The following is a 17,019-nucleotide window of genomic DNA, read 5'->3' on the forward strand; positions in this document are numbered from 1 at the left end:
ATGAACCCGTTCCAGTACCGCGAAGGCCAGCTCTTCGCGGAGGGCGTCGCGCTGACCGATATCGCAGAGCGCTTCGGCACCCCTACCTACGTCTATTCCCGTGCTCACATCGAAGGCCAGTACCGCGCCTACACCGATGCCCTGAGCGGCACCGAGCACCTGGTGTGCTTCGCAGTCAAGGCAAACTCCAACCTGGGCGTTCTCAACGTGCTGGCGCGCCTCGGCGCAGGCTTCGACATCGTCTCCGGCGGTGAGCTGGAGCGCGTGCTGGCCGCTGGCGGGCGTGCCGACCGGGTGGTGTTCTCCGGCGTCGGCAAAACCCGCGCCGACATGCGGCGCGCTCTGGAAGTGGGCGTGCACTGCTTCAACGTCGAATCCACCAACGAGCTGGAGCGCCTGCAGGAAGTCGCCGCCGAAATGGGCGTGCGCGCACCGGTTTCGCTACGCGTGAACCCTGACGTCGACGCCGGCACCCACCCCTACATTTCCACGGGGCTGAAAGAAAACAAGTTCGGCATCAGCATCGCCGAGGCCGAGGCTGTGTATGTGCGCGCCGCGCACCTGCCGAACCTTGACGTGGTCGGTGTCGACTGCCACATCGGTTCGCAGCTGACCTCCCTGGCCCCTTTCATCGATGCCCTCGACCGCCTGCTGTTGCTGGTCGATCGCCTGGCCGAATGCGGCATTCACCTCAAACACCTCGACCTCGGCGGCGGCCTGGGCGTGCGCTACCGCGACGAAGAGCCGCCGGTCGCAGGCGACTACATGAAAGCCGTACGCGAGCGCCTCGAAGGCCGCGACCTGGCCCTGGTGTTCGAGCCGGGCCGCTTCATCGTCGCCAACGCCGGCGTGCTGCTCACGCAAGTCGAGTACCTCAAGCATACCGAGCACAAGAACTTCGCCATCATCGACGCTGCCATGAACGACCTGATCCGTCCTGCGCTGTATCAGGCGTGGATGGGTGTCGACGCCGTGGTGCCGCGCGAAGGCCAGGCCAAGGCCTATGACCTGGTCGGGCCGATCTGCGAAACCGGCGACTTCCTCGCCAAGGACCGCGAGCTGGTGCTCGAAGAAGGCGACCTGCTGGCCGTTCAGTCCGCCGGCGCCTATGGTTTCGTGATGAGCTCCAACTACAACACTCGCGGCCGTTGTGCCGAAGTGCTGGTCGACGGTGGCCAGGCATTCGAAGTGCGCCGCCGTGAAACCGTGGCCGAACTGTACGCCGGCGAAAGCCTGTTGCCGGAGTGAATCGATGCTGCTGCGCTTTACCAAGATGCATGGCCTGGGTAATGACTTCATGGTGCTCGACCTGGTCACCCAGCATGCCCATGTCACACCCAAGCACGCTCGCCAATGGGGCGACCGCAATACCGGCGTAGGCTTCGATCAGCTGCTGCTGGTCGAGGCGCCGACCAACCCGGACGTCGACTTTCGCTACCGCATCTTCAATTCCGACGGTTCGGAAGTGGAGCAGTGCGGCAACGGCGCGCGCTGCTTCGCCCGCTTCGTGCTCGACAAGCGCCTGACCACCAAGAAGCGCATTCGCGTCGAAACCAAGAGCGGCGTGATCGAGCTGGACGTGCGTAACGACGGCCAGGTGCGTGTCGACATGGGCCCGCCACGTTTCGTACCTGCCGATATCCCGTTTCAGGCTCAGGCCCAGGCGTTGGCTTACACGCTTGAAGTCGACGGCCAGGTGCTGGAAGTCGCCGCGCTGTCGATGGGCAACCCGCATTCCGTGCTGCGTGTCGAGGAAGTGAGCAGTGCCCCTGTTCGCGAGCTGGGCCCGAAGATCGAAAACCACCCGCGTTTCCCGGCGCGAGTGAATGCAGGCTTCCTGCAAGTGCTCGACCGGCACCATGGAAAGCTGCGGGTATGGGAACGCGGCGCCGGTGAAACCCAGGCGTGTGGCACGGGCGCCTGCGCCGCCGCCGTGGCGGCGATTGCTCAGGGCTGGATGGACTCGCCAGTGGAGCTGGAGCTGCCCGGAGGGCGCCTGACGCTGGAGTGGGCAGGCCCTGGCCAGCCCGTGATGATGACTGGCCCGGCCGCCCGGGTTTTCGAAGGCCAAGTACGCCTCTAAAGCGAGTGAAACCATGACCGACAAGCCCCGCGCTACCGCACGCAAGCCCTCCACCGAAGGCGCGCCGCTGGCGCCCGGGGCTGAAGCGGTCGCGCAGTTTCTGCACGCCAACCCCGACTTTTTCGTCGGCCGCGAAGAGCTGCTGGCCGAGCTGCGCATCCCGCACCGCCGTGGCGATACCATTTCGCTGGTCGAGCACCAGCTCAAGTTGTTGCGCGAACGCAACACCGAGCTGCGCCAGCGCATGGCGCAGTTGATGGATGTGGCCCGCGACAACGACCGCCTGTTCGACAAGACCCGCCGGCTGATCCTTGCCCTGCTCGACGCTACCAGCCTCGAAGAGGTGGTGATGAGCGTGGACGACAGCCTGCGCCAGGACTTCAAGGTGCCCTTCGTCAGCCTGATCCTGTTCAGCGAATTGCCTACGCCCGTCGGCCGTTCTGTGCCTCTGGCCGAAGCGCAGCAGGCTATCGCTGGGCTGCTCAACGAAGGCAAGCCGGTGAGCGGATCGCTGCGGCCCCATGAGCTGGCCTTTCTGTTCGGGGAAAAACCTGCCACGGAGATCGGCTCCACCGCCCTCGCGCCGCTGATGCACCAGGGCCTGCACGGGGTGCTCGCCATCGGCAGCGCCGACCCGAACCACTACAAAAGCTCGGTCGGCACGCTGTTTCTCAACTACATCGCCGAAGTGCTCGGCCGAGTCCTGCCGCACTTCACCCACACCCTGCGCTCGGTACGTTGAGCATGCAGGCGCAGCTGGATGCCTATTGCAACTACCTGCGCACCGAGCGGCAAAGCTCGCCCAGCACGGTGGGCGCCTATGGCCGCGACCTGGGCAAGCTGATCACCCTGTGCGAACCCGCTGGCGTGCTGCAGTGGCAACAACTGACCACCGCGCAGTTGCGGCGGCTGGTCGCCAGGCTGCACCAGCACGGCCAGGCGCCACGAAGCCTGGCGCGGCTGCTCTCTTCGGTGCGCAGCCTGTACCGCTGGCTGAACCGCGAGGGGCTGTGCGATCACAACCCGGCAATCGGCCTGAGCGCGCCGAAGGCCGAACGCAAGCTGCCCAAGGTGCTCGACACCGATCGGGCCCAGCAATTGCTCGACGGTGCGGTCGAGGAAGACTTCCTGGGCCGGCGCAATCACGCCGTGCTCGAACTGTTCTACTCCTCGGGGCTGCGCTTGTCCGAGCTGTCCGGGCTGGACGTTGACGCGCTGGATCTCAATGCCGGCCTGGTACAGGTACTCGGCAAAGGCAGCAAACAGCGGGTGGTGCCGGTGGGGCGCAAGGCTCAGGAAGCGATCCGCCAATGGTTGCCCTATCGCAGTACGGCCAGGCCAACGGACGCAGCGTTGTTCGTCAGCCAGCAGGGCCGCCGCCTTGGCCCACGCGCCATTCAGGTGATGCTGCAAAAGGCCGGGGCCAGCGAACTGGGCCAGCACCTGCATCCGCACATGCTGCGCCACTCCTTTGCCAGCCACCTGCTGGAGTCCTCGCAGGACCTGCGAGCGGTCCAGGAAATGCTCGGCCACGCCGACATCACCACCACACAGATCTACACCCATCTGGACTTCCAGCACCTGGCCTCGGTCTACGACAAGGCCCACCCCAGGGCACGCCGCGGCACCAAGGAGAAAGAAGGATGAACATCGAGCTGGTCACGTTCGACCTGGACGACACCCTGTGGGATACCGCCCCGGTGATCGGGAACGCCGAGCTGGTACTGCGCCATTGGCTTGCCGAGCACGCGCCACGGATCGGTGCTTTTCCTCCGGAGGAGCTGTTTGCGATCCGGCAACGGCTGGTAGGTACAGAGCCGGGGCTGAAGCACCGCATCAGCGAATTGCGCCGGCGCGTGCTGTTCCACGGCTTGCTTGAGGCAGGCTATCCGGAACCGGAGGCCAAGGCGCTGGCCGAACGTGCCTTCGAAGCTTTCCTGCATGCGCGCCACCAGGTGGATTTCTTCCCCGAGGTGCACCCGACGCTTGAAATGCTCGCCAACCGTTACAAGTTGGCCGCACTCACCAACGGCAATGCAGATGTGCGCCGCCTGGGCGTTGCAGATTATTTCAGTTTCGCGCTGTGTGCCGAAGATGTGGGCATTGGCAAACCAGACCCGGCTCCATTCGAAGAGGCGCTGCGCCGCGCCGGCACCCGCGCCGAGCACGCGGTGCATGTGGGCGATAACCCTAGCGATGACATCGCCGGTGCCCAGCAGGCCGGCCTGCGTGCGGTGTGGTACAACCCGCGGCAGTTGCCCTGGGAAGCCGGCACACTGCCCGATGCGCAGATCGCCAGCCTGGCCGAGCTGCCGGCATTGCTGGAGCGCTGGCAACAGGGCTGAACGCCGGCCAAGAAAAAGCCCGCGACGACGACGGGCTCGTTCAGGCCAGCAAGGCGCCTCAGATAGGGCGGCTGCCGTATTTGTTGTCGGGCTTTTTGGGTGGGTCGGAAACCACGTTGGGCTCGACCTCCTGCACCTTGCCACCACGCGCCAGGAACTCTTCCATGGCGCGAGCCAGCGCGTCACGGTCCTTTTGCTTGGCCTCAAGGCTCGGCATTTCGTCTACAGCGACCTGGGCTTTCTTGCCCTTGCCGCTCGCAGGCGCGGGTGCATCGCCCTCTTCGCTGCTGTCGTCCTCAGCCGGGACGTCCTCGGAGCCAGCCTCCAGGCCACCTTCCTCGCTATCGTCCTCGTCACCTACTTCCAGATCATCTTGTTCCAGATCGTCGTCGCTCATTGTCCTACCTCATGAATCGCCAAAGCTGAGTGTTTATAGCCCAGGCAGGCCCGGATGAAGCCTGCCAGTTTAGAAAACCTACCCCTCGCCGTTGAGGGTCGCGATCACCCGCCGGGCGCCACCGTGGTCGCGGTGCTCACCCAGGTAAACCCCTTGCCAGGTGCCTACTGCCAAGCGCCCGTCGCGTACCGGCAACGTGAGTTGGCAGCCCAGCAAGCTGGCCTTGAAATGCGCCGGGAGATCATCGTCGCCTTCGTCGTTGTGCTCGTAACCGGGCTGGCCCTGCGGCACCAGGCGGTTGAAGAAACGCTCGAAATCGCGGCGCACTGCCGGGTCGGCGTTTTCGTTCACCGTCAGTGAGGCCGAGGTGTGTTGCAGCCACAGATGTAGCAGACCGACACGGCAGCGCGACAGTTCAGGCATGCCCGCAAGCAATTCGTCGGTTACCAGATGAAAGCCCCGAGGCCGAGGTTTCAGGGTAATCGTCGCTTGTTGCCACATGGCTTTCTCCCATTACTCGGGGCGCATTCTAGCGCGCTGTGAAAAAAGCAAAGTGCTTGAACGCACGGCAAAAAATCCTACAGAGGCGATGCACTTGAAAACCGGCGCAACCCTTGCCATGTGGGCCTTCCAGGGCACCTGCGTATAACCTCATCGACACATCGCAGACAAAAAAATGCCCGGCGAGCCGGGCATTTTTTCGCAAACGGTTGATTACAGGTTGTAACCGCGCTCGTTGTGCTCGGACAAGTCCAGGCCGACCGATTCGTCTTCTTCATTGACGCGCAGGCCCATCACCACATCCAGCACCTTCAGGATCACGAAGGTGACGATAGCGGTGTAGATCACGGTGAACCCGACGCCTTTGGCTTGTACCCACAGTTGCGCGGCAACGTCGGTGACAGTGCCGAAGCCACCCATCGAAGGTGCTGCGAACACGCCAGTGAGCAGCGCGCCGAGGATGCCGCCGATGCCGTGTACACCGAAAGCGTCGAGGGAGTCGTCGTAGCCCAGCTTGCGCTTTAGGGTGGTTGCGCAGAAGAAGCACACAACGCCCGCCGCCAGGCCGATCACCAGGGCGCCCACCGGGCCTACGGTACCCGCGGCCGGGGTGATGGCGACGAGGCCTGCAACCACACCAGAGGCGATGCCCAGTGCGCTGGGTTTACCGTGGGCGATCCACTCGGCGAACATCCAGCCCAGTGCAGCAGCGGCAGTGGCGATCTGGGTAACCAGCATGGCCATACCGGCAGTGCCGTTGGCGGCTGCGGCGGAGCCTGCGTTGAAGCCGAACCAGCCGACCCACAGCATGGCCGCGCCGATCAGGGTGTAACCCAGGTTGTGAGGCGCCATCGGGGTGGTTGGGTAGCCTTTGCGCTTGCCCAGCACCAGGCATGCCACCAGGCCTGCGATACCGGCGTTGATGTGCACCACGGTACCACCGGCGAAGTCCAGCACGCCCCAGTCCCACAGCAGGCCACCATTGCCGCCCACACCATGTGCGCAATCGGTGCGTAGACGAGGGTGAACCACACGCCCATGAACACCAGCATCGCGGAGAACTTCATGCGTTCGGCGAAAGCGCCAACGATCAGCGCCGGGGTGATGATCGCGAAGGTCATCTGGAAGGTGACGAACACCGCTTCCGGGAACAAGGCCGCCGGGCCGGTGATGCTTGCGGGAGTCACGCCCTGCAGGAAGGCCTTGGCCATGCCGCCAACGAAGGAGTTGAAGTTGATCACACCCTGTTCCATGCCGGTCGTGTCGAAGGCCATCGAATAGCCGTAGACGAACCACAGGATCGAGATCAGGCCGGTGATAGCGAAGCACTGCATCATCACCGAAAGAATGTTCTTGGAACGCACCATGCCGCCGTAGAACAGCGCCAGCCCCGGGATCGTCATGAACAGCACGAGCGCGGTGGAAGTGAGCATCCAGGCGGTGTCGCCGGAATTGAGCACCGGTGCCGCGGCCTCATCGGCCAGGGCGATGCCTGGTAGAACTGCAGACAACAGGGCGCCTAGCCCTGCGAATCGACGCAGAGTCATGTTGTTTACTCCTGGGGCTTTTTTAGTTGTGTGTGTCGGCGGTCGAGGTCAGATCGCGTCGGTACCGATTTCGCCGGTACGGATTCGGATCGCCTGTTCCAACGGCACCACGAAGATCTTGCCGTCGCCGATCTTGCCGGTGTTGGCCGCCTTGGTGATGGCTTCGATCACACGATCGAGCTGGTCATCGCCAATGGCAACGTCGATTTTCACCTTGGGCAGGAAGTCGACCACGTACTCTGCGCCGCGATACAGCTCGGTATGGCCCTTCTGGCGACCGAAGCCTTTGACTTCGGTAACGGTGATGCCCTGCACGCCGATTTCAGACAGCGACTCGCGAACGTCGTCGAGCTTGAACGGCTTGATGATGGCAGTGACTAGCTTCATGAAACTCTCTCCCGAATTGGTGGACTTGCCCCAGGAAAACAAACCCGGCTCAAGTCTAAGCGCAGTGCCTGGCTTTGTAACGCTTAAGCGGCTCCAACCCTGGAGCCTTTGCCAGCGACCGCTCCTGACGAAACAGTGCCCGCTCCGCCTGCGCACTGCCTTACCTTGTGAGGCTGCTTCAGTGCAGGGTCGTGCAGGCATAAGCAGAAAGCTTGCCACTTCCTCCAAAACCACGGTTCAAGGCCATTTGGCCCGTTTCCGTGCCCTGTGGATAACGCACCACTTACCACGAGCGCACAACGCTGGTGCGCGCCGCCTCATCCGATTGCTCGAAAAGGGTGCAGCACGCCCGCGTTCCGGCAGTGCACTCCACCCATGCTAGACTGCGCCGCTCGACTTGGAGGACATCGACCATGCTTGCCCCTAAAGCTTTTCTGGACTCTCTTGCAGGCCAGGCCGCCCGCCTGATCGGTGGCGATGCCAGCGCCCCACGCGCTGAAATCGAGAGCCAGTTGCACGCACTCTTGCAGAGCGCATTCAACAAGCTCGAACTGGTCAGCCGCGACGAATTCGACAGCCAGATGGCAGTTCTCGCACGTACCCGGGCCAAGGTCGAGGCACTCGAAGCTCGCCTGGCTGAGCTAGAAGCCGCGCAGGCGCAGCGCCCAGACTGAAGGCGCGCTGGACGGGCGGCCTGCCCGCTCCCTACACTCCGAGTTGTTACAGGGTGTTTACCGGAGCCAGGATGAACCGCAACGAGTTGCGCAAGGCCGACATCAACCTGATGGTGGTGTTCGAAACCCTGATGCAGGAGCGCAACGTCACCCGCGTCGCGGAAAAACTCTTTCTTGGCCAGCCTACGGTGAGCGCTGCGCTCAACCGGCTGCGCAACCTCTTCAACGATCCACTGTTCGTGAGAGTCGGGCACCGCATGGAGCCCACTGCGCGGGCCGGGGAAATCATCAAGCACCTGTCCCCGCGCTGGACGCCATGTCCGTCGCGCTCAGCCTTTCGCACGACTTCGAGCCGCTTCAAAGCACCATGACCTTTCGCATCGGCCTGTCGGACGATGTGGAGTTCGGCCTGCTGCCGCCACTGCTGCGAGCCTTGCGCGCCGAGGCGCCGAACGTGGTAGTGGTGGTGCAACACGTGGATTACTGGCGCATCCCCGATTTACTGGCTTCAGGTGACATCACCGTAGGCATCTCGCAAACCCGAGGCCTGCCGGCCAATGCCAAGCGCAAATCGCTGCGGCGCATGTACGCACGGGTGCTGCGCGCCGACCCTTCCGATGCCCCGCTGACCCTCGATGAGTACTGCTCCCGGCCCCATGTGCTGGTGTCGCACACAGCCAATACGCGCGGCATCGCCGATGAGTGGCTCGATGAGATCGGTCGCTCCCGCCATGTGGTGCTGTCAGTGCCGCAGTTCAGCTCGCTGCCGGCCATTCTCGCGGGCACCGACCTGCTCGCCGGTTGCCCCGATTACGCCGCCACAGCGATGCTGGGCTGGGGCAACCTGTATGTGGAGCCGCTGCCGTTCGACACGCCGGCGCTGGAGTTGTCGATGGTGTGGCTGAGCATTACCGACAGTGACCCGGCAGAGCGGTGGTTGCGGTCTAGGTTGGAGTTTTATATGGGAGACCGAAAGGATGGCTTGCCTCTACCTTGATATTGGCAGGGAAACATCCCCTGACACTCCACCCCGGCAGCCCTGCCCCTTCCCGGCTACCGTTGCACCGCTCAACGGTTACCCAAGGAGGCACGGATGCCCCTCGCCATCGCCCACAGCCGCGCCCAGGTCGGTGTCAGTGCCCCTTCGGTGCTGGTCGAAGCGCACCTCTCCAACGGGCTGCCGTCTCTCACATTGGTAGGCCTGCCGGAAACCTCGGTCAAGGAAAGCAAGGACCGTGTACGCAGCGCGATCATCAACGCGGGGCTGTCCTTTCCGGCGCAGCGCATCACGCTCAACCTGGCCCCGGCCGACCTGCCCAAGGATGGCGGGCGCTTCGACCTGGCCATTGCTCTGGGCATCCTGGCCAGCAGCGGGCAGATTCCGCTTGCCGCGCTCGACAACATCGAATGCCTCGGCGAGTTGGCGCTGTCGGGTGCCATTCGTGCGGTGCAAGGCGTGCTGCCGGCAGCGCTGGCTGCGCGGGACGCCGGGCGCACGCTGGTGGTGCCGCGCGAGAACGCCGAGGAAGCGTCGTTGGCCAATGGTTTGAAGGTGCTAGCCAGTGAGCACTTGATCGAGCTGGTGGCACACTTCAATGGCAAGCAGGAGCTGCCGCTGTTTCGCTCCGACGGGCTACTGCTGGTGCCGCGTCCTTACCCTGACCTGAACGAGGTACAAGGCCAGCCAGCGGCCAAGCGCGCGCTGATCGTGGCAGCGGCCGGCTCGCATAACCTGCTGTTCAGCGGCCCGCCGGGCACCGGCAAAACCTTGCTGGCCAGCCGCTTGCCGGGCCTGCTGCCACCGTTGGCCGAACACGAGGCGCTGGAAGTGGCGGCCATCCAGTCGGTCACCAGCTACGTACCTTTGAGCAGTTGGCCGCAGCGGCCGTTTCGCCACCCGCACCACTCGGCGTCGGGCGCGGCGCTGGTGGGGGGCGGCAGCCGGCCCCAGCCAGGGGAAATCACCCTCGCCCACCACGGCGTGCTGTTTCTCGATGAACTGCCCGAGTTCGATCGCAAGGTGCTTGAAGTGCTGCGTGAGCCGCTGGAGTCTGGCGAGATCATCATCGCCCGCGCCCGCGACAAAACCCGCTTCCCTGCGCGCTTCCAGCTCGTCGCTGCGATGAACCCCTGCCCCTGCGGCTACCTGGGCGACACCACCGGTCGCTGCCGTTGTAGCCCCGACCAGATCGAGCGCTACCGCAACAAGCTCTCCGGCCCGCTACTGGACCGCATCGACCTGCACCTGACCGTGGCCCGAGAAACCACTAGCCTCAACCCAGTCCGGGGCGATGGCGAAAGCACGGCCCAGGCTGCCGAGAGGGTGTCTGCCGCACGGGATTTACAACTTCAACGCCAGGGCTGCGCCAATGCCTTTCTCGACTTGCCCGGCCTGCGCCAGCACTGCCAGTTACAACAGGCAGACGAGCAATGGCTGGAGGCGGCCTGCGAACGGCTGACGCTTTCACTGCGCGCAGCACATCGCCTGCTGAAGGTAGCCCGCACGCTGGCAGACCTGGACGGTGAAGCCTCGATTGCGCGCGCCCATGTCGCCGAGGCCCTGCAATACCGGCCGGCAGCGGGCTAGTTATCTATCCAGCTTGTGCGCATCGCAGCTTCACTTGTGCCCGCCGGCCGCAACCATAGGCAAGCCCGCCCCGCCCTGCCCTAATAGCGGCGTTTTCCTGCAACAGGCCTGCCCCATGCACCGCATCGCCCCTACTCTGCTACTCGCTCTGGTTGCGAACACCGCCCTGGCCGCTGACCAGCCACCGCTGTACGCCACCTACAAGGATTGGCTGATCGGCTGCGACAACACCCGCACCTGCACCGCCATCGGCGCCGTGCAGCAGCGCGATGACACCGGCCACGCTACCTTCAGCCTGCGCATCACCCGTGAAGCCGGGCCTGAAGGTGCGCTGCGCATCGGCGTATTCGACAGCAACCCGGCCAAAGGCCCACCTTCTCTGGACGGCAAGCCGCTGAAGGCCACCTTCGGCCCCGGCCAACTCAACGAGGGTGAAGTGCCCGAGCAATTCGCGGCTACGGGCGCACAGGCGCTGGCGCTCGTCCGCGAGCTGCGCGATGGGCACAACCTGGTGCTGCCCACCCAGGAGGGAGAGGCATTCGCCTCATTGGCTGGGATGAGCGCCGCCTTGCTGCAGATGGACGCCGTGCAGGGCCGGGTAGGCACGCAAACAGCACTGGCCCGCCCAGGCGACAACCCTGCCAGCAGTGTGCCCTTGGCGCCAGTAGCGCCTGAGCCGCCGACCTGGCAAGCGCCGGCCCCAATGAGCGAAGCCACCGCCCAGCGCATCGGCGAGGCGGCCATCGCCGCGACCCGCGAGGACTGGAAACAAACGTTGGACGACGACAGCCCTGCACAAGCACAGGCCTATGCCCTGAACGCCAGCCAGGCACTGGTGCTGATCAAGACCGGCTGCGCCGCTTACAACTGCACCTACAGCCTCTACCAGACGCCGCTGGCGCATCCCGAGCAGGCGCGGCGAATTGAGCTGCCTCAGCCAGTGCCAGTGGATGACGACATGCCGGGCGGCGATTTCCGCTTCGACCCGGCCAGCGGCGAGCTCACGAGCGAGTTCATGGCGATGGGCATGGGCGGTTGCGGCACCTCGATCCGCTGGCGCTTCGACGGCAGTGGCTTCGCCTTGGTAGACGCCCGCCAGATGAGCGCCTGCATGGGCCTGGCCCAGGCCTACTGGCCAGTGCTGTGGCGGACTTCGCCAAGCCGCTGAACGCCGGGAAACAACAACGCCAGGGTGTGCCTGGCCTGGGCGGCTTCGACATAGCTGTAAATGAGTTGGACGACTTGCCTGTGCTTCAGCGGTTCGCCGTCGAGGGTAAGGCGCACATACCACAGCTTGATCTGAAGGCCGCCTGCGATGGGCCAGGCGTCTGGCACGGCCAGCGACCTGTAACAACGGGGGCTCAGCGGTGGCGCGCCCTTGGGCGCATGCACGGTAAACGCCAGTGTGGTGTGCAGGTAACTCTGCTCCAGAACGAACTCGCTGAACTGGTACAACTGAGCCGGCTCCGGAGAGTTGGCGAAGGCCAGGGTATCAGGCGTGAGCGCCAGCACCACGCAGCCGTGCCGCCGCCACAGTGCCCGCGCGATGGCCAGCCCGGCCCCACCGGCTGCGATGAACAGCAAGGCCGGCCCCCATACCAGGATCGAATGCGCAAACGCCTGGTTGGCCCAGAGCAACCAGGCGCCGATTACCAAGGGCGCGCCTGCTGCGAGCCCCAGCAAACAGGCCTGCACTCGGCAGCGTTCACTCAGCTCGCAACTGTGTTGCGGGCCTTCGGCGGCGGTTTGCAGGGCTTGCAGATGCGCCTGCCGCTCCAGGTCATCCATCTCAGCGCAGCGTGTCGAGCTGGCGTTGCGCTTTAGCAGCCAGTACGTAGGCGTTGAGCAAGGCGCCTGCGTCTTCAGGCTTGAGCTTCTGGCCGCGAGCCATCAGCCCGGCAGACTGAATCAGGATGTGCGGTTCTGGCTTTTTCAGCGCCATGGCCTGGTTGCCGAACATCACCTTCACAGGGCGATGGGTGGGCATGGCCACCTCAGGGTCGATGGCGAGGTTCTGCACCAGTAACCAGCCGCCTTCATGCACACCGATGTCGACCACGTCGGCCAATTCCACCGGCCCGCTGAGGGCATCGTGGAACAGCTGGCGGCGGGTCAGGCGCATGAAGGGGTGTTTGCCGGCATCGCGGTGCTGCCAGGTGAGGAAGGCGAACACCAGCGCCAGGACCACACCACAGATCACCAACCCGGTTTTGCCCTGATGTACGCCCAGGAACGCGCCGATCAGCGAGAAGGCAATCAGCAGTGGGCCCACTATCAGAAAGCGCCGAGTATTGGTCAGCTCGGTCTGCTCCGGTACGTGCTCCACGACTTGCTTGAGCTCGGCTATCACACGGTGGCGCTGGGCTTCGCGCGACTGGTCGTACTCGGCACTGAGTGTGCCGGCCAGGCTGGAAAGTGGATCAGGCTGCTGCGGGGTCGTCATCGGGGCATCCTCGGGTAGGCTGGAAACCCGTCATTATCCTGCCCCGCTCGCAGGCCCGGCAGATGCCAGGCCGATGCTCACAACAATGCCCGCCGGCCTCACAAGCCCTCGCCCAGGTGCTCCTCGAACCTGAGCAGCCGCCCGGCATTGCCCAGTACCAGCAAGGTGCTCAGGTTGTGCAACACCGCGGCGATCATCGCCCCGGCAGCGCCCAGCCAGCCGAAGGCCGCAAAGGCGACGATAGCGATGGTCCAGCCGATGCCGATGATGACGTTGGCGTGCAAGGTGCGCCGGCACTGGCGGCTCAGCCGCACGCAGGTGCCGAGGCGGCGCAGGTCGCTGCCGATCAGCACGATGTCGGCCGACGCCAGGGCGATGTCGGCACCGCCGGCACCCATGGCCACACCCACCACGCCGGCCTTGAGCGCCAGCGAATCGTTGATGCCATCGCCCACCACCATCGGGCGAAAGCCTTGGTCGATTTCTGCCAGTACGCGGTTGAGCTTGTCCTCGGGCAACGCCTGCGCCTGCACTGCCTGGATGCCCACTTGCGCGGCCACTCGGTCGGCCACGCTCTGGCGGTCGCCCGTCAGCAGCAGCTGCCGGCCCAGGCCCAGTTCGGTGAGCTCGGCCAGTGCCTGCGCGGCCTCGGCCTTGGGCGTGTCGGCCAGCAACAGCCAGCCGAGGAAACGCCCGCCCAGCGCCAGCCCGGCGATAGGGCCGTCATGATCGGGCACCGGGGCGGTCGCCACGCCCAAGGCGTCGAACAATTCAGGGCGGCCCAGCGCGGCAACACCTTGCTCGGTACTGGCCAACACACCGAGGCCCTGGCGCTCCTCGATACCATCGAGCGCCAGCATCTGCTCGTGAGGCACCAGGCTCGCCAGCGCACGGCTGACCGGATGACTGCTGGCGTGGCCAAGGCTTGCGGCCAAGCGGTGCAGCGCTGCGGTGTCGCCCTGTTGTGCGTCGATGCCTTGCAGGCGCAGGGCGCCGTGGGTCAGCGTGCCGGTCTTGTCGAGCACCACACTGGTGAGGTCGGCCAACTCTTCGAGGAAGGCCGAGCCACGAATCAGAATGCCATGCCGCGCGGCCACGGCGACCCCGGCAATGGCAGTGGCCGGTGCCGACAGCACCAGCGCACATGGGCAGGCGGCCACCAGCACGGCGAGCATGGCCTGGGCATCCTGGGTCACGAACCAGGTCACCGCCGCCACCAGCAGCACCAGCACCTGATAGGCCCCGGCGTGGCGCTCCAGCAGGCGGGTAATCGGTGGCTTGGCGCGCTCGGCGCTCTGCATCAGGGCAATGACCTTGCCCAGCGTCGAATCGCTGCCGGTGCGAGTCACTTCCACGCGCAGCAAGCCGTCGAGGTTGATACTGCCGGCCAGTACGCTTTCACCCTCGCGCACGCGCTGGGGCACCGATTCGCCGGTGAGCGTTGCGGTGTCGAGGCTGGCCTGGCCACTGCGCACCACCCCATCGGCGGGCACCTGGTCGCCAGCGCGCACCTCGACCTGGTCGCCGGCCTGCAAGGTGCTGTTGTCGACTTCGCGGATGCCGCCATCGGCCAACAGGCGGGCCTGGCTGCGCGTCAGCTGGCCCAAGGCGTCGATGGCCTGCTGCGAGCCGATCACGCTGCGCTCCTCCAGCACGTGGCCGAAGATCATGATGATCGGCAGCAAGGCTGCGGTGAGCAGGTCGCCGCTGGCCCAGGCGCCGATCATCGCCAGGGCGATGAGTTGATCGGTGATGCCGTGCAGGCTGGGGTGGCGCAGGCTGAACCAGGCCGAGCGCAGCACCGGCACCGCCACCAGCAACGAGGCCAGGCCCAGCAGGCAATCGCCGACCTGAGCCTGGTCAGCCGCCCAGGCGCGCCAGCCCAGGCCCAGCAGCAACAGGCCGAGTGCGAGCATGGCCAGGGTCAGTTGCCGCGCAGCGCGGCGTTGCTCGCCCTGGCTGAGCAGGGGCGCTGTGTGTACGTGGGCGCTCATCGGTCGGCTCCCTGAAGGATCAAACGGCTGTCGTCGCGGGGGTCGACGGTGGTGACCGAGCCGGCCTTGCCGAGAATCGCCGGGAGCCTTTCGCGGTACAGGCGCAGCGCCAGGCCGGGGTCATCACTGCGGGCGAGGCCGGTGATGGTGGCCGTGGCGGCCTGGGCCTGCGCCACCTGTTCGCTGGCTTGAGCGTGGGCCACGGCGAGCAGGCGGTCAGCCTTCTGGGTAGCGGCTTGCAGGGTCTTTTGTGCGTCGTTGCGGGCGGTGGCCAAAGCCTTGTCTGCCTCCTGCGTGGCGGTGAGCACCGCATTGAACGCGCTTACCGCGTCGGCCGGCAGGCTGGACTGCACGTCCACCCGCTCCAGTTCCACACCCAGGCCCTGGCCAGTGGCCTCCAGCTCGCGCAGGCGCTGGTTGGCGCTTTGCACCAGGTCGGCGCGCAAGCGCTCACGGCGCTCGGCGGCCTGGTTGCCCTGGCTGAGCATCTCCGGGCGCGCCACCAGGATGGTATCCAGGTCACGCGCAGCAGCCAGGCCGATGGCGCTGCGGGTAATCACCCGGTCCAGCGCTGGCAGCACATGATCGCCCTGCAACACCCAGGCGCGCGGGTCGGTGACTCGGTAGAACACTTGCAGGTCCAGCTGCACCACGCCGGCATCGCCCGTGAGCAGGTAACCGGAACCGGCCAGCGCATCACTCACCGGGGTTACGTAGCTGGCTTTGAGCTCCGCGTCGCGGGCCGCGTTGCTACGTTGCAGGCCTTGCACGTGCAATTGCAGCACGCGCTCGGGGCCCGGCACGGTAACCACTTGTTCGACCGGCTGCGGCCAGGCCATCAGCAGGCCGGCGCCGGCCACCCGCTCGATGGCGCCAAAGCGCAGCACCACGGCACGATCCTGCGGCGCCACCTGGCGCACGTTGGAGAACAGCCAGGCCAGCGCCGCCAGCAGCGTCACCAGATACAGGCCGATGAAGGCCAGCCGCGTCGCTTGGTGCCAAGGGCCAACGCCCCGTTCGCTGAGCTGGCTCATGGCTGCACAGGCGCCTTGCCATCGCCAGGCGTTGGCCCTTCGACCAGCGCCCGGAACGGCGCAGCGTCGGTGCGCAGCACCAGCCGGCTGCTGGGCGTGATGATCGTGCCGAGGGTGTCCAGCGAGCGCAGCAGGTTGTACAGCTGCGGGGCGCTGGCGTAGGCCTTGCCGTAGATCTGCGCGGCTTGCACTTTGGCCTGGGCCTGGATGTCGGCGGCCTGCACCGAGGCGTCTGCCTCCATCACCCGCGCATCGCGCTCGGCCTGCGAACGAATCTGCGCGGCTTGGCGCTTGCCTTCGGCGGTGCGCTCGGTGGCGATGGTTTCGCGTTCGGCGCGCATGCGGTCGACCGTGGCGTTAAGGGTTACCGAAGGCAAGGTCAGGCGCTCGACGCCCACTTGCAGCACGCGCACACCGTAGGTGTCGAACAGGGCTTTTTCGATCTGGTCGCGCAGGCGGGTTTCGAAGGCGTTGATCTGCACCTGGCTGGCGTCGGTGTTCACCAGGCTGGCCAGGTCGAAGCTTGCTGCGGTGGTTTCCAGCGCGGAGCCCACAAACGTGCGGATCTGCCGTGCGGCTTCATCGGGCTGGTTCTGCACCGCGCGCATGAAGCGCTGCACAGCGTTCTGGTCGGCCGGCACCTGCCAGGCCACGTAAGCCTGCACGATGATGCGCAGGCCATCGCGGGTGCCGACGTCCTGCAGGCCACTCGACGTGCTGCGCAGGCGCAGGTCCACCGGCACCGCTGCCTCCAGCGGCGTGGGCAGGCGCCAGGCAAGGCCGGGCTCCAGCAGCACCCGCTGCGGGTTGCCGAAGCGCGTCACCACCATGGCCTCGCCCGAGCGTACCTGCACCAGGCTCGCGGCGATGGCCGCGAACGCGACCAGCACGAAGGCCACGGCAAAGCCGGCCCAGGGCCAGGGCCCGGCGTGCTCTGGCGCACCGTGGTGGTGATGGTGGTGGCCGTGGTGATGGTGATGATGGCCGTGGTGGTCATCGTGGGTGTGGGTCGGGTTGCTCAAGTCAG

16 protein-coding genes and 2 pseudogenes are annotated in these 17,019 nt (G+C 65.6%); 9 read left to right on the forward strand and 9 right to left on the reverse strand.

The features are described from left to right. From lysA to LN139_RS20710, 5 genes are read left to right on the forward strand one after another with little or no spacing between them, the layout of a single operon-like run. Positions 1-1,248, forward strand: coding sequence for a diaminopimelate decarboxylase (gene lysA / locus LN139_RS20690; RefSeq protein WP_236356428.1), 1,248 nt, complete (start codon positions 1-3; stop codon positions 1,246-1,248). Between the two features lie 4 nt (positions 1,249-1,252). Further along, on the forward strand, positions 1,253-2,083 hold the full coding sequence (gene dapF / locus LN139_RS20695; protein WP_236356436.1) for a diaminopimelate epimerase: 831 nt from the start codon (positions 1,253-1,255) through the stop codon (positions 2,081-2,083). Between the two features lie 13 nt (positions 2,084-2,096). Further along, positions 2,097-2,825: a DUF484 family protein gene (locus tag LN139_RS20700; RefSeq protein ID WP_236356438.1), complete on the forward strand. Its 729-nt coding sequence runs from the start codon at positions 2,097-2,099 to the stop codon at positions 2,823-2,825. A 2-nt stretch (positions 2,826-2,827) separates the two neighbouring features. Next, complete coding sequence (gene xerC, locus LN139_RS20705; RefSeq protein ID WP_236356440.1) at positions 2,828-3,730, forward strand: tyrosine recombinase XerC; 903 nt, start codon at positions 2,828-2,830, stop codon at positions 3,728-3,730. Then, positions 3,727-4,428, forward strand: a complete 702-nt coding sequence (locus LN139_RS20710; RefSeq protein WP_236356442.1) for an HAD family hydrolase — start codon at positions 3,727-3,729, stop codon at positions 4,426-4,428. Before xerC ends, LN139_RS20710 begins: the two co-directional genes overlap by 4 nt. A gap of 58 nt (positions 4,429-4,486) precedes the next feature. Here LN139_RS20710 and sutA read toward each other — a convergent pair whose 3' ends face one another. The 4 genes and pseudogenes from sutA to glnK form a co-directional block, all read right to left on the reverse strand. Then, a complete protein-coding gene (gene sutA / locus LN139_RS20715; RefSeq protein ID WP_236356444.1) occupies positions 4,487-4,825 on the reverse strand; it encodes a transcriptional regulator SutA in 339 nt (112 codons plus the stop codon). A 78-nt stretch (positions 4,826-4,903) separates the two neighbouring features. Next, the gene (locus tag LN139_RS20720; protein WP_236356454.1) at positions 4,904-5,326 is read right to left on the reverse strand and encodes a secondary thiamine-phosphate synthase enzyme YjbQ; all 423 of its coding nucleotides are present in this window, start codon (positions 5,324-5,326) and stop codon (positions 4,904-4,906) included. Between the two features lie 213 nt (positions 5,327-5,539). Beyond that, a pseudogene (locus LN139_RS20725) lies at positions 5,540-6,873 on the reverse strand (ammonium transporter). Between the two features lie 48 nt (positions 6,874-6,921). Then, positions 6,922-7,260 (reverse strand): P-II family nitrogen regulator, encoded by a 339-nt coding sequence (gene glnK / locus LN139_RS20730; protein WP_097088114.1) that lies wholly within the window; start codon positions 7,258-7,260, stop codon positions 6,922-6,924. A 413-nt stretch (positions 7,261-7,673) separates the two neighbouring features. On the opposite strand from glnK, the gene LN139_RS20735 reads away from it, so the two are divergent. From LN139_RS20735 to LN139_RS20750, 4 genes and pseudogenes are all read left to right on the forward strand, one after another. After that, positions 7,674-7,934 (forward strand): accessory factor UbiK family protein, encoded by a 261-nt coding sequence (locus LN139_RS20735; RefSeq protein ID WP_236356464.1) that lies wholly within the window; start codon positions 7,674-7,676, stop codon positions 7,932-7,934. A 71-nt stretch (positions 7,935-8,005) separates the two neighbouring features. Next, positions 8,006-8,931, forward strand: a pseudogene (locus LN139_RS20740) (LysR substrate-binding domain-containing protein). A gap of 96 nt (positions 8,932-9,027) precedes the next feature. After that, a complete protein-coding gene (locus LN139_RS20745) occupies positions 9,028-10,521 on the forward strand; it encodes a YifB family Mg chelatase-like AAA ATPase (RefSeq protein WP_236356468.1) in 1,494 nt (497 codons plus the stop codon). A gap of 115 nt (positions 10,522-10,636) precedes the next feature. Further along, a complete protein-coding gene (locus tag LN139_RS20750) occupies positions 10,637-11,689 on the forward strand; it encodes a DUF1176 domain-containing protein (protein WP_236356470.1) in 1,053 nt (350 codons plus the stop codon). Here the strand turns inward: LN139_RS20750 and LN139_RS20755 are convergent. From LN139_RS20755 to hflC, 5 genes are all read right to left on the reverse strand, one after another. Next, entirely contained in the window at positions 11,650-12,309 is a 660-nt protein-coding gene (locus LN139_RS20755; RefSeq protein ID WP_236356472.1) for a hypothetical protein, read from the reverse strand. The two genes, LN139_RS20750 and LN139_RS20755, sit on opposite strands and share 40 nt — an antisense overlap. Position 12,310: 1 nt before the next feature. After that, complete coding sequence (locus LN139_RS20760) at positions 12,311-12,964, reverse strand: hypothetical protein (protein ID WP_236356474.1); 654 nt, start codon at positions 12,962-12,964, stop codon at positions 12,311-12,313. Between the two features lie 98 nt (positions 12,965-13,062). After that, positions 13,063-14,958 carry a heavy metal translocating P-type ATPase gene (locus LN139_RS20765; protein ID WP_236356475.1) on the reverse strand — a complete coding sequence of 632 codons (1,896 nt, stop codon included), beginning with the start codon at positions 14,956-14,958 and terminating at the stop codon, positions 13,063-13,065. Beyond that, a complete protein-coding gene (locus LN139_RS20770; protein WP_236356477.1) occupies positions 14,955-15,992 on the reverse strand; it encodes an SPFH domain-containing protein in 1,038 nt (345 codons plus the stop codon). Before LN139_RS20770 ends, LN139_RS20765 begins: the two co-directional genes overlap by 4 nt. Next, positions 15,989-17,014: a protease modulator HflC gene (gene hflC / locus LN139_RS20775; RefSeq protein ID WP_236356479.1), complete on the reverse strand. Its 1,026-nt coding sequence runs from the start codon at positions 17,012-17,014 to the stop codon at positions 15,989-15,991. The genes LN139_RS20770 and hflC overlap by 4 nt, the downstream gene beginning before the upstream one ends. Positions 17,015-17,019 lie beyond the last annotated feature (5 nt).

Origin of the sequence: Pseudomonas sp. KNUC1026, from assembly GCF_021650705.1 — a bacterium.
Taxonomy (GTDB): domain Bacteria; phylum Pseudomonadota; class Gammaproteobacteria; order Pseudomonadales; family Pseudomonadaceae; genus Aquipseudomonas.

Excerpts from the sequence above, each read along its gene's own strand:
- LN139_RS20700 (WP_236356438.1), top strand. The coding sequence starts at position 2,097 with ATGACCGACAAGCCCCGCGCTACCGCACGCAAGCCCTCCACCGAAGGC.
- lysA (WP_236356428.1), top strand. The coding sequence starts at position 1 with ATGAACCCGTTCCAGTACCGCGAAGGCCAGCTCTTCGCGGAGGGCGTC.
- LN139_RS20770 (WP_236356477.1), bottom strand. The coding sequence starts at position 15,992 with ATGAGCCAGCTCAGCGAACGGGGCGTTGGCCCTTGGCACCAAGCGACG.
- glnK (WP_097088114.1), bottom strand. The coding sequence starts at position 7,260 with ATGAAGCTAGTCACTGCCATCATCAAGCCGTTCAAGCTCGACGACGTT.
- LN139_RS20735 (WP_236356464.1), top strand. The coding sequence starts at position 7,674 with ATGCTTGCCCCTAAAGCTTTTCTGGACTCTCTTGCAGGCCAGGCCGCC.
- dapF (WP_236356436.1), top strand. The coding sequence starts at position 1,253 with ATGCTGCTGCGCTTTACCAAGATGCATGGCCTGGGTAATGACTTCATG.
- LN139_RS20710 (WP_236356442.1), top strand. The coding sequence starts at position 3,727 with ATGAACATCGAGCTGGTCACGTTCGACCTGGACGACACCCTGTGGGAT.
- sutA (WP_236356444.1), bottom strand. The coding sequence starts at position 4,825 with ATGAGCGACGACGATCTGGAACAAGATGATCTGGAAGTAGGTGACGAG.
- LN139_RS20765 (WP_236356475.1), bottom strand. The coding sequence starts at position 14,958 with ATGAGCGCCCACGTACACACAGCGCCCCTGCTCAGCCAGGGCGAGCAA.
- LN139_RS20755 (WP_236356472.1), bottom strand. The coding sequence starts at position 12,309 with ATGGATGACCTGGAGCGGCAGGCGCATCTGCAAGCCCTGCAAACCGCC.
- LN139_RS20750 (WP_236356470.1), top strand. The coding sequence starts at position 10,637 with ATGCACCGCATCGCCCCTACTCTGCTACTCGCTCTGGTTGCGAACACC.
- LN139_RS20760 (WP_236356474.1), bottom strand. The coding sequence starts at position 12,964 with ATGACGACCCCGCAGCAGCCTGATCCACTTTCCAGCCTGGCCGGCACA.
- xerC (WP_236356440.1), top strand. The coding sequence starts at position 2,828 with ATGCAGGCGCAGCTGGATGCCTATTGCAACTACCTGCGCACCGAGCGG.
- LN139_RS20720 (WP_236356454.1), bottom strand. The coding sequence starts at position 5,326 with ATGTGGCAACAAGCGACGATTACCCTGAAACCTCGGCCTCGGGGCTTT.
- LN139_RS20745 (WP_236356468.1), top strand. The coding sequence starts at position 9,028 with ATGCCCCTCGCCATCGCCCACAGCCGCGCCCAGGTCGGTGTCAGTGCC.